Source organism: Bifidobacterium criceti (genome assembly GCF_002286935.1).
GTDB classification, from domain to species: domain Bacteria; phylum Actinomycetota; class Actinomycetes; order Actinomycetales; family Bifidobacteriaceae; genus Bifidobacterium; species Bifidobacterium criceti.
Window position 1 is genome coordinate 157165 of the sequence record NZ_MVOH01000002.1, and the last position, 14543, is coordinate 171707.

Sequence of the window (14543 nt, forward strand, 5' to 3'; positions counted from 1 at the left end):
TGGCTATTGAGCGGTAAGTATGTCTTGGCGTCTTTTTCGAGTTATCCGTTAGTTACCCGTTTCGAACCAAGTCAGAACCGTCGGACTATATCATGAAACCATAGTAAAACTAATTTGTGAGAGCACGACGCAGGGCAAGCTGCTGCGTTCCACAGGCCTGTTCGGACCGATCGCCGCGCATATCGCTTCCGGCAAACCGGTCTTCGGCACATGCGCAGGCATGATCCTACTTGCCGAGCGCCTCGACAACGACCCGAACGTCTACTTCGGCGCACTCGACGCGACCGTCCGCCGCAACGCATACGGCCGCCAACTGGGTTCGTTTGCGACGACCGAAGACATCACGACATTCGGTGCCGATGGCGCACCAAGCGGCACGATCGCCGATTTCCCGCTCGTGTTCATCCGCGGACCATTCGTCGCCGAAGTTGGCCCACGCGCGCATGTCATGGCGAGCACGGGCGGCAACGCCGTCGCACTGCAACAGGACAACATCCTCGCGACCGCGTTCCACCCGGAAATCACCGACGACACCCGCATCCACGAGTATTTCCTGACGCTCGGTTAAGCGCGACCAAACAAACACAGACAAACAGACAAGTGGTGGCCTGCATCTCGCAGGCCACCTTGTATTTACAGCCAAGCCAATTCCAGAAATCACAGCTTGTCGCGCACCGCCGTCACGACATCATGGTTGATCGCATTGATGCGTTCATCCGCAAGCATATCCGCGATGGTCATCCATTTGCACCGATGGCCGCCGATTTCGAATTCACCTTCCAGTGACCACTGCTCGGGAAGCGTCCGCACAACACCTGCATAAAAGCGATAGAGATAGTGCCGTTCCTCATTATGCTCGGTAGATTGCTTTGTGCTTTCTTCAGTGCCATGTAGGTCAAGCGTGCAATCCTGCACCGGAATCTTGAACTCGGTATTCAAATAGTTCAAGAGATCACGCTCATCGTCCGAAATGTCCGGAGTGGAGCTCCGATTCGGGAAGAACCAGCAATCCCAACCTGCATCATAATACAGCAAATACTGATTTGAATCAGGGACGCCAGGTTGAGCAATCGCAACGATAGAACTGCTGATGATGTTCATTCCGGCTATCTCCTTGTACAAGTTTTCAGTGGTGAAACGCCGTCCACAAATCTCCACTATTCCATACCCCGTAACCAGCGCACCAAAACCGATCATGATCCATTTGCATATTTCGTTAGGTATCACCACAGCTGCGGGAATGTAGAACAAACCAGTGATGAAGATGAGAATTGAATCCCAGAGAGGGCGCACTCCGATGAAGTTACGACGCTTGGCAAGTACCAGCGTCAGATCGTCCTCCCGAATCATCAACATCATGCGTCACCATTGTACACAGGCCCATTTGGATTCCGCGGACCGCTCACCCTCACACGACGCGCACCTCGTCGGCGATCTTCATCGTCGACTCCCTGTGCGAGACGAGGACGACGGCTGCACCGCTTTCCTCGACGAGTTCGTTGATGGACTGCAGGATGTACGCTTCGTTGAGCGAGTCGAGGCGGCTCGTCGGTTCGTCGAACAGATAGAGCCGCGCGTCGCGCAGGAACATACGCGCGAGGCCTATGCGTTGACGTTCGCCTTCGGAAAGCCGTCCGCCGAGTTCGCCGACCGGAGTATCAACGCCCTGTGGCAGCGTGTCTACGAGTCCGAGCACCGACGCTTTGCGCAACGCTTCGCGGATATCGTCCTCCGTCGCGTCGGGTGCCGCGATCCGCAGATTGTCGGCGATCGTACCGTCGAACAGATACGTCTCCTGGCTCATCATCGTCTGCAATTTGCGCCGCGTATGCGCGTCCACGGTCGGCAGCGTATCCCCGGAAAGCGTGACGGCGCCCGATTGCGGATCCCAGTAGCGCATCAGCAGCTTGAGCATCGTCGACTTGCCGCGTCCGCTCGGTCCCCGCAGACCGAGGATGCCCGACACCGGCACGTCAAGCGTCACATTATCGAGCACCGGCGCACCGTCGCGATAGGCGAAGGTCACGCCGTCCATCCGCATGCCGTCGTACTGCGGCGCGAGCGTGCCGCGTTCGACGACCGCCGGCGCCTCGTCCATCAACGCGAACAGGCGCCGCGCCGACGCGAACGTCTGCGTGAGGCTCGCCGGGAGCGCGCTCAATGCGAGCGTCGGCCCGAATGAACTGACGACGAGCACGAGCGCCGTCACGTCCGCCGCGATATCCGCGCCCGTCGTGAGCGCGAGCGCAAGTGCGAGGAACGCTGCCGCTGCCGAAACGAACACGATGATGACATGGTCGACGCCGCCATAGGTCGCGTTCCGCGCGCTCAATGCGACGCGCTGCTTCCACAACGCCCGCGAACTCGCGTCGATGCGCGCGAGTCGCGTTTCGCCCTGGTCGAAGCGGATGATCTGCTCAAGACCTCGCATGTCGTCGAGGACGATGTCGTCGAGTTTCGCCGATTCCTCACGCAGACGCGTGCCGATGCCGCGCAACGTGCCCGCGAAGAGCTTCGGTACGACGACGCCGATGAGCAGATGTGCGATCACGAGCAGCAGCGCGAACCATGGGCTGAGGAACAGTAGCGCGACCGTGTAGATGAGCGTCGTCGAGATGGCGATGACGGTCGGTGAAATCGTATGCGCGAAGAAGATCTCGAGGAGTTCGACGTCGGTCGTGACCATCGAGACGAGGTCGCCTTTGCCTTTGCCCGCGAGTTTCGCCGGTGCGAGCCTGCGCAGCGCCGCGAACATCTTCCCACGGAACAGGGCGAGCAAGCGGAACGCGAGATTGTGGTTCATGTATTGTTCGCAATACCGCATCGCGCCGCGGATGAGCGCACATACGACCATCAACGCGAGCGCCCACCCCGCACTCATTCCCCACACCGGACGACCGAACGCCGCGAACAGCGCGATTGTGCCGAATACCGGCAGGAACGTCGCGGCGACGTGTCCGATTGTACCGAACACGCACGCAACAATCATCAATGGCCGTAACGCGCCGACCTGTCCAAGCAATCTGCCGATGAGTTGCGACGTCGGCATATCCTCGTGTGCTGTTGCACGCGCATCCGCGTCCGCCGTCGTCTCCGAGGCGCCCGTTCTCGACACATCCGCACGCATACGCACGTCCGCATCCTGTGACGCATACCGGATGCCGGTGTGTGCACCGCGTTTGCCGACGTGTTCGACGTTCGTCTGTGCGCGGAACATCGTCGCATATGTGCCATCGGCGGCGATGAGTGCATCGTGTGTCCCCGTTTCAACACGCATCCCGTGGTCGAACACAACGATATTGTCCGCGTCGACGGCGTCGGCGAGGCGATGGGTGATGAGCAGGACCGTTTTGCGCGCGGCGAGTTTGTGGACCGTTTCGATGATGAGGCGTTCGCTTTCGGCATCGACCGAGCTCGTCGCCTCATCGAAGACCATGACGGGCGTATCGCGCAGCAATGCGCGCGCGACGGCGATGCGCTGCCGTTGGCCGCCCGACAGATTCGCCGCGTCCTGTTCGATGCGCATATCCAGACCCGCAGATTGCGCGTCGACGAAGTCGAGGATATGGGCATCGGCGAGCGCACACCGCAGTTCGCCATCATCCGCGTCCGGTCTCGCCATCAACAGGTTGTCGCGCAACGTTCCTGTGAACAGATGGCTGCGCGCGCCGACGATCGAGACCGCATTGATGAGCGCGTTCTCCGAGCAGTCCTTGAGTTCATACGTCTCATCGCCATTGGTGAGGGCGAGCGACCCCGTGTACCCTTCGAGTTCACCTGCGACGAGCGCCGCGAATGTCGACTTTCCCGATCCGGATTCACCGACGATCGCCGTGAGCGAGCGCGCGGCTACATCGATCGTGACGTCATCGAGTGCATGTGCACCTTCTGTTTGCGCATACGCGAAGCCGAGCGATTCCGTACGCACACCGAACGTGCCATGCGCCGGCAGCGTTTTCGTGCCGTATGTCGGTTCGGGAAGGTCGAGCAACGCGAAGATGCGTTTGCTTGAGGCCATGCCGTTCATCGCAACGTGGAAGTATGAGCCGAGTTGGCGCAGTGGCAGGAAGAAATCGACCGACATCAGGATGACGAACAATACGCCTGCGACTCCGAGCATCGGACCATCGAACACCGAGCATGCGCCGGACATTGCGCCAAATGCGCTGTGCCCCGCATGCATGACCTGCCATACGGCGACGAATATGCCAGCCGCCGCGCCGCCGTAAGCGACGACGTCCATCGCCGTCAGCGAGCGCAGCTGGATCTGCAAGACGCGCATCGTCATGACGCGGAACCCTTCGGCTTCGCGGCTCATCTTCTTCGCCGCACGCTCGTCGGCATCGAAGGTCTTGAGCGTTTCGAGGCCCTGCAGATCGTCAAGGAACACAGCGCCCATGTCTGTGTATTTGCCCCAGTATTTGCGGAACGTCTTCGCCGTGCGCATCGCAATGAGGCCGACGATGATGACGATGAGCGGCGCGCATACGAGCAAGGTGACGGCCGTCGGCATATTGATCGGCGCGATGACGGCGAATAACGTGAGCGGTGCGAGAATCGCGTAACCGAGCTGTGGCAGGAACGATTCGAAGAAACTCTGGATCTGGTCGACGCCTTCGCCGGTGAGCTGCACGACGTCCGACGTGCGCGTGTGTTGCGCATACGACGGCCCGAGCCGCAACATCTTCCTGTAGAGCGCCGACCGCAACCCGAGTTTGACGCGTTCGGCGGCCTTCGTGCCGAGTGCCGTTGCAAAACGGTGCGCGACAACACGCACGATCGCGACAACGATGAACACGGCGCACCACACCCAGATATCCGATACGACGACCGCAATTGAACCATGGTATCCGATGAGCGGGGCCACGATCATCACGAGGCTCGCGGCGAGCGCGATGTCCGCAAGCAACCCGACCCATAGCCAGACGATCTTCGCGATGACGAGCATTCTGACGTCTGGCACGAGGGTGAAGAGTCGTTTGTCGACCATCGTTTGCTCCCTGTCCGTCTGTTATCTCAACGTGTCTCAATGTGCGTCCGTATGCCGGAACACGACAACCATCCGTCAATCTAGCAGGATTGTCACGCGCTGAACAGACCCCAGACACGATTTTTTCCGCGACGTTGCTCACAGCTTGTCCATTCATACAAAACTGTTCTCGCGATTCTTGTCCCTTCTCACAATGCCGCGCACGCGCGCGTCAGCTTACGATGGCGTAGCTTACGCGACCGTTTTCCAGACAGGACTTTGATGCTTACCGAATTCACGACTCCCGGCGCCGCCCTGACCGTTTCCGATTCCGCAACCGTCTATTCGATGCTCACCGACCGCATCGCCAAGACAGGACCTGACCTTCCACTCGCCGAGTACAAAGACAAGACGGGTACATGGGCTACGATGACGGCCGGCGCATTTGACGCGCGAGTCCGTGCAATCGCGAAAGGGCTCATCCAGTTCGGCATCGCGAAAGGCGACGCCGTTACGATCTTCTCGACGACGCGCATCGAATGGGGATTGTTGGATTTCGCGCTCGCCGCGATCGGTGCCGTGACGGTGCCGATCTACGATACCGATTCCGCCGCGCAGGCGCAGCGCATCCTCAATGACGCCGACGTGAAGCTCGCGATCGCCGACAACCAGGAACGCTTCGACAACCTCGACTCGGTGCTCGACGTGTGCCCATCGCTCGAACGCATCCTCATGCTCGACGCGAAAGCGCTCGACGCCCTCGAAGGCCTCGGCGTCATGGTCTCGGATGAGGAACTCGACGCGCGCATCGCGACCGTGCACGCCGACGACCTCGCGACGATCGTCTACACGTCCGGATCGACGGGAACGCCGAAAGGCGTTGAACTGACCCACAGGAACTTCACGAGCATCACGCGTTCGGCGCAGCAGTGCATGCCGAAGGTCATCGAAGGCGAAGCGCGTCTGCTGCTGTTCCTGCCGCTCGCGCACTGCTTCGCGCGCATGATCCAGTATTTCACGATCGCGTCGGACGAAGGTGTCGTCGGCTATCTCGGCGACACGAAAACGCTCCTCAAGGACATGCAGGTCTTCCAACCGACGTTCGTGCTCGCCGTGCCGCGAGTGTTCGAGAAAGTGTACAACGCGGCGTCACGCAAAGCGGGAACCGGTTGGAAAGGACGGATGTTCGCGAAAGCGGCGGCCGCGGCGATCGCATGGTCGACGATGGAACAGGACGGCGTCAAACCAACCATCACACAGCGCGCCGAACATGCGAAATATGAAGCGACCGTCTACCGGACAATCCGTTCGGCCTTCGGCCCCAGAATCAAATACCTCGCGTCGGGCGGAGCGCCGATCGGCACCGACCTGCTGCATTTCTTCAACGGCATCGGCATCCCAATGGTACAGGGCTACGGCATGACGGAAACGGCGGCGCCATTCGCGTTCACACGCGTCGAGGACCTCGCGATCGGTTCGGTCGGACAGCCGGTTCCCGGATCGTCGGTGCGTATCTCCCCGAGCGGCGAACTCGAAGTCAAAGGGCAGAACGTGTTCCGCGGCTACCATCATCTCCCCGAGAAGACCGCGGAAGCACTCACCTCGGACGGGTGGCTCCGGACAGGCGACCTCGCGCAGATCGACGACGAAGGCCACATCACGATCACCGGACGCGCGAAGGACATCATCATCACCGCGGGCGGCAAGAATGTCTCCCCCATTCCACTCGAACAACAGATCAGCACATGCCCGCTCGTCGAACATGCGGTCGTCATCGGCGACGGACGCCCCTTCATATCCGCACTCGTCACCCTCGATCCGGAAGGCGTCGCGAGCTGGCTGCCAACACAGAAGCTCCCCACCGACCTCACAATCGACGAAGTCGCGACGTTGCCGGAAACGGTCGCCGAAATCCAGCAGTACGTCGACCTCGCGAACGCCGACGTGTCACGCGCTGAATCCGTCAGGAAATTCGCCGTGCTTCCCGTGCAGCTCACCCAGGACAACGGCTGCCTGACACCATCGCTCAAAGTCGTCAGGCCGAAAGTGAACCAGGTGTTCGCAGAGGTCATCGACGGGGATGTGTATGCGGGGAAGCGGTGAGGACGCGAGACGAGAAGCATTAGCGCTTACCTAGGGGCTTTCTCAAGAAAGTCAACAAAACGTGTGCCGCTCAATGCATAAGCGGCACATTGCCCTTTTATCATCTAGGACATCGACTATCAACGGCATTCGATGTGAATATATAATTTATAATTTCATCATTACTGTAAAATTGCAATACCAATCTATAATATTTTATATCAAATAGACGTAAGCATATTCACCCATCACAACTATCTTTAGTCAGCGCGCCACTATACTATGCGTCATAGAGCTTACGATAAGTACTACGACTACGGGAAGAACATAACGTGAACGGCGCACAGGGAACCAACTCAACCATGTCTGATCCTATCCGCGTGACTCATATCATGGGCTATATGGGGGGGCGGTGGCGTCGAAGCGACGACCATGAACCATTATCGCCTGCTTGATCATTCCAAGATTCATTATGATTTCATTGTCTACGAAGGCTCTCCCTACGTCCCTATCGATGAAATCAAAAAGCTCGGAGGGAGAGTGTTCTACGTTCCCCCCATTACACATCTCGCAGGTTTCGAAAAGGAGCTGGCGCGAATCTTGAAAACAACGAATCCAGATATCGTGCATTCTAATCTTAACGCGCTCAGCATCTTCCCGCTTCGCGTCGCAAAAAGAATCGGCATACCAGTCCGCATCGCACATAGCCACAGCACAAGCAACAACAAGGAGCTTCTCCGCAACACGGCCAAAAAGGTGCTACGACTCTACTCAAAAACCTATCCCACCCACCTTGCCGCTTGCAGCCTCGATTCAGCCACTTGGCTGTTTGGCAAGAAAGCCGTGGCGGAACATAACGTGCATTACATCAAGAATGCGATTGATCTGCAACGCTATGCCTTCAACGCATCACACCGCTTGGAACTGCGCAAGAAGTACGGGCTTGAAGACAAACATGTCCTTGGACAGATCGGTCGGTTCACCACACAAAAGAACTACAGCTTCTCCATGGATGTCGTCGCCGAACTCGTCAGCACAGACCCGAACGCGGTCTTCGTCGCACTGGGCAGCGGCAATCTCATGCGCGCCATCAGACAGAAGGCTGCCGCGCTCGGCATAGCCGATCACGTGATGCTACTTGGCAATCAAAGCAATGCCAACGCTTGGTACAGCGCCTTCGACGCCTTGCTTTTCCCTTCTCTCTACGAAGGACTACCGCTGACGATGATAGAGGCACAAGTCGCAGGTCTACCTATCGTATCGTCCGATAAAGTCACCCCCGAGGCATTCATTGACAAAGAACTCGTCACTGTCCTTCCTCTGGAACTGACAACAGCAGCGTGGGCACACGCCGTGACCGATGCATTCAGTCAAAGCAATCACAGTCGATGCGTCGATGTCACTCAATTCATGCGGAAATGATATGATATCCAAGAAAGCGCCTCGAGATTGCAGAAATGGTACGAGACGTTGGCATCTTGACTCATCAGATAGTATCACTGGAAAATACATCAAGATGGAAGAAACTATTTAATGTATTCTTTGAGCACATTATATGATTGAAGCTGGTACTTCATCGTATTCAATTCTTTCAAATAATCGCTATGTTTCACCTGTGCGTCGGTAGATGCATCTTCCCGATGATACACTTTGATTCGCGAATCATACAGCATCGTAAGCCCATCTTTCTTACAACGAATATAGAGAATATCTTCCTCGAGATATAGGAAAGTTCGAGAATCAAAAGGTTCATTAAAATGTCCTATAAATGATGGGGTGAACACAAGACAAGCCCCATGCAACTTATAAGGACGCGCCGCTTGAGCAGGTTCACGCGAAGAAACGTTGCTTCCCCTTTTACGAGATACGACAACTTTATTGAATAAATCGAATAGATTGAGAGCAGAGAGAACACTTCTGCAAATCAAATAGCGATGAAACTTCTGTAACGCTTTCGGAGTGTCGATAATAGAATACACTGGATTTTGAGGAATATCATTCTTCCCAGATTGGATATCCGGGCCGACCACCCCTACACAAGGGTTCTGAGCATCTTCGACACATAAATCCACAAAATTATCAGATTTCACGCATGCATCGTTGTTAATTACACAGACGAAGTTACATTTAAGCGTTTCGACACAGTACTTATATCCTATATTATTCCCTTGCGCAAAACCCAAATTATAACTATTGTGTATAAAATGAATATTTGATACACCATCGTACTTTCTCAACAGTCTTTCATAACTTCCATTGTCAGAATTGTTATCCACAACCGTGATATGGATCAAATGATTGGACGGGAGCTGTCGAATGGAGTCAATACACTTCGCCGTCTCGTCATCTACAAGATAGTGCAGTACGACAAAACCGAAACGAACATTTGCAGTCATGTATTATCCTTAAACTACTTCACCTTTTGTGCCTTGCTGATTTTACGTTTGATATATAAATAGGAGAGGAACGGGGATGCCGATACCAGCTGGCGAATATCGAAACTCGAAGTCGTACACTCAAGCGATTCAATCATGCGTCGGTACTCGGGCATATGCGCCTTCACTACTTTCCTGAAGGGACGATACCTCTTGACCGGCAGGCTGTTATAACAATTCTTGTAAAAGCCGATGGCTGCATGCAGCTTCCAGAATTCCTTAATCCCTCTCACATATGCATGTGTTTTTCGCTCGTAATCATTCAATGCCGCATACATCGCTTCCTGATCAGCAAAAAACGTATCTTGGAATTTAAACGACGATGAAGAGGAGGACATCAACACATACTTGTAGATGGGCTGATTGCAGACATAGAGCGATTCAGCATGGGCAAAGAATCTCAAACAGAACTCTGCATCCTGACCCGACCGAAGCTTTTTAGCGCGAATATCATTATTTTTTATGACAGAAAGCTTGAAGATCTTGTTCCATAAGACATTAACCAAGCTTTCACTAAATATTCTATCAAAGTTTTGAGCAATTGACCGTATACTACCATACTCTATCGATTGTGAATTTGATACGATTGTTTTCTTGTTCGCAAAAATCTTTTCATATCCAAATACATAGCAATCTACAGGATGCTCATGAATCGTTCTTAGTATCAGTTCGATCGCGTTATCCGCTATGCTGTCATCCGCATCGACAAACCATACATATCGAGCATTACTTTTCTCGATGCCATGGTTTCGCGTCGGGCCCACCCCTTGATTGGCCTGATGAATCACCCTGATATACTCATTGGCATATCGTTTGGCGATATGAAGCGTGTTGTCCTTCGAACCGTCGTCAATGACGAGCACCTCCACCTCATCATTGGCCTGTGAGGTAAGTTGCGTCATCAACTTTGCTATATGTTCACCAGTGTTGTAGGCAGGAATGACGATAGACAGTGTCTTCATTTCTTCTATCTCCTTATGCATAATTATTGATTAGCGCATCACCGAACGAACCGCGTGGGAATGCTTTCGGCTTCTTCCATGACAATTTGAACACGCATGTATCAGACGTCAGTTGTTCCCATACAGTTGAGTCAAACTCCTTGGACATCAGCGGAGCCAAATCAAACAACTTTGGATCATCTTTCCCGTTTTGCGTCTTCGTCCAATTCCAAAGGCTGCCTATTCGATGCTCATAGGCATATCGTAGCGCGTAGTCTATGAGGAAGTAGTCAATCAATTCAGTATGTGTTTTCCAGTAGCAAAGGAAGAATGAATTCATGAATGCGAATAGAGGCTCATCAGCCGATCCACCTATAAAGAAACCAGTCCATTTGCCTTCTGTCACAAAGAAATGTGTCGGATCATCAAATCCGCTACACGTATAGAATGGGCCAAAGCAACGGTCTTCATTCAGAGCGTTTGCAACATACAAGGTTGCATCCATCCATAGTCCACCATGATGATGCAATAGGTTGAAACGAACGATATCAGAAAGATGAGTGAGCGTAATGCTGTGATTATTCACATTTTCATAAATATAATCAGGAAGATTACAATATTCTCGAATATTGTCTTTCGTTATTATCACAACATCTCGATCGGAGACATGCCTCCGCATTGTTTCGATGCATACGCGCACCACTTGAGGAGCCGCATGCTCCCCCTGCCACCAAAACACCCAGATCGGTCCATCATCGCGCGTCTCAGTGCACTCTCCTAGCGCTGTATCATCAAAGTTTTCCTGCACCTTCTCACATAGAGGACGAATCTGCCGCTCGATCTGTTCATGCCGCCTTCTGTTGTAACGTCGTGCGAGACCCTCAGCATACGGCACCCTTTTCAGCCCCTTACTGATAAAGAGAGAAAACTCATTGGAGATCATCGTCCCTCCCCATCCTTCGCTTTTCCTCGTTCATCGAATCAACACTTCGGATCTTTTGCAATGCCACCTTCAGATAACGTGCAGAAAAATCGATAACATCATCTAGTGCAGTGAAAGGTGTATCTCCGGCAACACCTACGAGTTTACCTTCCATTCGTAACAACTCCCTAACGGCTCAGACTGCACGCAGTTTCTCCCGATGAGCTGCGGTTACATATACTATCATGAACTATATAAGTACAGTGGCTGGTTTCATTCATACTGATACGACATCGAATCCTATGTGTTATGAGCAATTCATATTTATCATATTGTTGCATATGCGTCATAATGTATCTGCCGCGACAACAAAGGGATATATCTCACCAGAGCCATTTCTAATAGTCTGAATATAAAAATAGGACATTAGATAAATGACATAAATGATATATGCTATTTTGCTCATACCACGGAACTTTTTACATAATAAAGGATACCCTGGAATCTTATAGACGCCATAATATAAAGCAACTCTAAAAGCACTTGATGATATGTTTTGCAAAGGAAGAAGAAGAAGCTCTGCTCCGACAATACCAAAAAGACTCTTGTCTATTTTATTAGAATCACTCCTTTCTTTTATTAAGTAGTATGCAGAAAGAACAAAAAAGGGAATTCTAGCAATCAAGGAACTGATTAAACTTATCGACAAAGATGTATCAACCACGTATTGTGAGTATTTATCAGAAAGCAAACCTTTACTATCAAGCCATGAAACTACTGTTGGAACAAAAGCAGAAACACACAAGAAAACAAGTACAATCATATTCTGCCTATGCGCAGCATTTACTCTACATATTAGATATATAAATATATATATAATAAAAGCAAATACTGCTGAATTATGAAATGAGCACGCTGCAAGTATACAGAGAAGTGCACTGATGTTCTTGTTGGAAAGCAAAAAACTTCCCATAAGTGATATAAGAGCTAAGGCTACACCTTGTCTCAGCAAATTGAGAGTCGCAGGATAGATTATCATCAAGTATGTAATCCATGCAATCGAAAATGGTATACGCTCACGGTTCCTGAAACCTGATATATAAAATATACTGTTAACGAAAATACCTAGCAAAAAATAAAATATATGTATATTGGAAGAAAATTGCGCGATAATGTAATTAAATATTGCATAACCGTATTCTGTCATACCAATTGCTTTGCATTCAAACATATAATCATGGAAGCTGAGCATATTGGCGCGCGCCTGTATAAAAACATTGTTACCGTATACACCTAAATCAGTACCAATTGATAAATCTCGGATTCCATTCAATACAGAAACTGACACAACCGAACATATGGAAAAGAATGCTGAATAGTACCTATTAAGGACATGGGAAGAAGACAAAAAAGCGAACAACGCTGACGCGCTTAACATAACGAATAGAATCATCATACTTCCTCATGGCACGTATGTATGTACACGTGACTTGGATACACATAAGGCCTTATTATTCAATACTCTTCTCCTGAAGATAGAATATATACTATAACGAGATACTGCGGTAGATCACTCAACCTTTACGATTTGCTTTATCTAGTCTTTGAATTTCTTTTTTGGCGGGATTCATAATTCCCATCTTTTTCAGTAAACCGATTGCATATCGCTTCGGAAGATTTTGATGCTGGAGAAACAGTACGGGGACTTCGACGCAGGAAAAATTGTTGACCTCAATCCAGACGTCAAGCAAGAGCTCGCTAAGATACCCATACACACGTTGTTCATATGCAGAATATGTCGACACATCAGTGCGCTCTTCAACATACTCCAATACCGGGAATAACCATGCCGAGTATGCATTGAAGGTCGTGGCTCGAGACACAAACATATTGAAGAGGTGTGAACTTTTGCGCTGCAGCACACTCTCAAAAACAGAAAGATATTCTGTCTCGTTTTCTTTCATATATTCACGTATTATATCAAAACAATATCCTGTAATATGTGTCTTTTCGTAATGCTCAAGGGCTGTTTCACTGATATAATTATGGGCTTTGGGCAAAATAACATCATATTGACTTAAAAGTTCATCAACATCTTCACTGGTTAGAGCTTTTGCTTTTCTCTCATCCATTGATTCAAAAGGAACTGCTCTCACCCCAGGAGATCCAAGAATGCGGCGATAATGCATGAGGCCCTTGACTTGAGCATCGGAATTCTTCCATAGCCAATAATGAGCAGTCAGTTCGCAATATGTTGGATTCTTCTGAGATATGTTAATCCCCGTGTTGTCACGTTCCCACCCCTCGATGTCAGCGCCGTCTCCAACCTGCACGCCGACATACATTTCATCTCTGGGAAGGCTGACCGGTTTCGCGCCTACTACCGCGATTGCTTTACTCGTCATACCTGTTATCCAATCTCCTCCAGTGCCGAACCTTACGTCCATTGCTTGTTCGCAACACATGAATTCCATGCGCGGTTCCCGCTCATGCTTGTGACTCAATACACTTCTACTCCTACTGCCACGCACCAAATGCTATCATCTCTGAGGTACACACCTTCTTTTACCGTGCTTATGCGTCCGTTCTTCCTATTCCCTCCCATTCTGTTGTATCAAGTTACCTGTATTTTGTCAAGTCGGTGTTTTGGTTTTGGTCATGTAGTTTTTTCGGTTTTGGTCATTGGGGCATGCTGGTCGTGGTTGATTGGTTGTTGGTGTGGTCGAACATGAGGGCTTCGCTCATGCGTCGGCTTGGTCCGTGGAATTCGATGAGGCGTCCGTGGTGGACGATGCGGTCGACGATCGCGGCGGCGAGTTTGTCATCCGCGAAGATGGTGCCCCATTTGCCGAATTCGATGTTGGTGGTGAAGATGATGCTGCGTCGTTCATAGGCGCCGGCGATGATCTGGTAGAGCAGGCGGGCGCCGTCGATGTCGAAGGGCACGTAGCCGAATTCATCGAGGATGATCAGATCGGCGCGGGCCAGGTCCTTGAGGATCTGATCGAGACTGCCGGCGCGTTTGGCCTTGCCCAGTTGCAGGACGAGTTCGGCGGTCTGGCAGAAGCGCACGGCGCGTCCCTGTCCGATGGCTTTGACGCCCAGGGCGGTGGCCAGGTGGGTCTTGCCTCGTCCGGTGCGTCCGTAGAAGACGAGGTCCTGGGCGTGGTCGAGGAACTCGAGGCTGGTGAGTT

At 51.9% G+C, this 14543-nt stretch carries 11 protein-coding genes and 1 pseudogene; 3 read left to right on the forward strand and 9 right to left on the reverse strand.

The genetic code is table 11. The features are described from left to right. Positions 1-88 precede the first annotated feature (88 nt). A pseudogene (gene pdxT, locus B1526_RS00920) lies at positions 89-568 on the forward strand (pyridoxal 5'-phosphate synthase glutaminase subunit PdxT); the annotation flags it as partial. Positions 569-657: 89 nt separating this feature from the next. Here the strand turns inward: pdxT and B1526_RS00925 are convergent. Together B1526_RS00925 and B1526_RS00930 are read right to left on the reverse strand one after the other, a co-directional pair. After that, positions 658-1359 (reverse strand): hypothetical protein, encoded by a 702-nt coding sequence (locus tag B1526_RS00925; RefSeq protein WP_095614257.1) that lies wholly within the window; start codon positions 1357-1359, stop codon positions 658-660. 49 nt (positions 1360-1408) lie between these two features. Then, positions 1409-4990 carry an ABC transporter ATP-binding protein/permease gene (locus tag B1526_RS00930; RefSeq protein WP_095614258.1) on the reverse strand — a complete coding sequence of 1194 codons (3582 nt, stop codon included), beginning with the start codon at positions 4988-4990 and terminating at the stop codon, positions 1409-1411. A 261-nt stretch (positions 4991-5251) separates the two neighbouring features. Between B1526_RS00930 and B1526_RS00935 the strand changes: the two genes are divergently transcribed. Together B1526_RS00935 and B1526_RS00940 are read left to right on the forward strand one after the other, a co-directional pair. Then, positions 5252-7072: an AMP-dependent synthetase/ligase gene (locus B1526_RS00935; RefSeq protein ID WP_095614259.1), complete on the forward strand. Its 1821-nt coding sequence runs from the start codon at positions 5252-5254 to the stop codon at positions 7070-7072. 378 nt (positions 7073-7450) lie between these two features. Next, entirely contained in the window at positions 7451-8473 is a 1023-nt protein-coding gene (locus tag B1526_RS00940) for a glycosyltransferase family 1 protein (RefSeq protein WP_268802215.1), read from the forward strand. Between the two features lie 104 nt (positions 8474-8577). Here B1526_RS00940 and B1526_RS00945 read toward each other — a convergent pair whose 3' ends face one another. The 7 genes from B1526_RS00945 to B1526_RS00970 form a co-directional block, all read right to left on the reverse strand. Beyond that, positions 8578-9447, reverse strand: coding sequence for a glycosyltransferase (locus tag B1526_RS00945; protein WP_095614261.1), 870 nt, complete (start codon positions 9445-9447; stop codon positions 8578-8580). Positions 9448-9461: 14 nt separating this feature from the next. Continuing rightward, a complete protein-coding gene (locus B1526_RS00950) occupies positions 9462-10448 on the reverse strand; it encodes a glycosyltransferase family 2 protein (protein ID WP_157908659.1) in 987 nt (328 codons plus the stop codon). 13 nt (positions 10449-10461) lie between these two features. Beyond that, positions 10462-11370 (reverse strand): capsular polysaccharide synthesis protein, encoded by a 909-nt coding sequence (locus B1526_RS00955; RefSeq protein ID WP_095614263.1) that lies wholly within the window; start codon positions 11368-11370, stop codon positions 10462-10464. Next, complete coding sequence (locus B1526_RS09045; protein WP_157908660.1) at positions 11357-11524, reverse strand: hypothetical protein; 168 nt, start codon at positions 11522-11524, stop codon at positions 11357-11359. The genes B1526_RS00955 and B1526_RS09045 overlap by 14 nt, the downstream gene beginning before the upstream one ends. A gap of 171 nt (positions 11525-11695) precedes the next feature. Next, complete coding sequence (locus tag B1526_RS00960; protein ID WP_095614264.1) at positions 11696-12805, reverse strand: EpsG family protein; 1110 nt, start codon at positions 12803-12805, stop codon at positions 11696-11698. A 118-nt stretch (positions 12806-12923) separates the two neighbouring features. Continuing rightward, positions 12924-13754, reverse strand: a complete 831-nt coding sequence (locus tag B1526_RS00965) for a DUF4422 domain-containing protein (protein ID WP_157908662.1) — start codon at positions 13752-13754, stop codon at positions 12924-12926. A 274-nt stretch (positions 13755-14028) separates the two neighbouring features. Continuing rightward, positions 14029-14543, reverse strand: a 515-nt coding sequence (locus B1526_RS00970; RefSeq protein ID WP_162287912.1) for an ATP-binding protein, incomplete at its 5' end; no start/stop codon positions are given.

Excerpts from the sequence above, each read along its gene's own strand:
- B1526_RS00950 (WP_157908659.1), bottom strand. The coding sequence starts at position 10,448 with ATGAAGACACTGTCTATCGTCATTCCTGCCTACAACACTGGTGAACAT.
- B1526_RS09045 (WP_157908660.1), bottom strand. The coding sequence starts at position 11,524 with ATGGAAGGTAAACTCGTAGGTGTTGCCGGAGATACACCTTTCACTGCA.
- B1526_RS00965 (WP_157908662.1), bottom strand. The coding sequence starts at position 13,754 with ATGACGAGTAAAGCAATCGCGGTAGTAGGCGCGAAACCGGTCAGCCTT.
- B1526_RS00930 (WP_095614258.1), bottom strand. The coding sequence starts at position 4,990 with ATGGTCGACAAACGACTCTTCACCCTCGTGCCAGACGTCAGAATGCTC.
- B1526_RS00935 (WP_095614259.1), top strand. The coding sequence starts at position 5,252 with ATGCTTACCGAATTCACGACTCCCGGCGCCGCCCTGACCGTTTCCGAT.
- B1526_RS00945 (WP_095614261.1), bottom strand. The coding sequence starts at position 9,447 with ATGACTGCAAATGTTCGTTTCGGTTTTGTCGTACTGCACTATCTTGTA.
- B1526_RS00960 (WP_095614264.1), bottom strand. The coding sequence starts at position 12,805 with ATGATGATTCTATTCGTTATGTTAAGCGCGTCAGCGTTGTTCGCTTTT.
- B1526_RS00925 (WP_095614257.1), bottom strand. The coding sequence starts at position 1,359 with ATGATGTTGATGATTCGGGAGGACGATCTGACGCTGGTACTTGCCAAG.
- B1526_RS00955 (WP_095614263.1), bottom strand. The coding sequence starts at position 11,370 with ATGATCTCCAATGAGTTTTCTCTCTTTATCAGTAAGGGGCTGAAAAGG.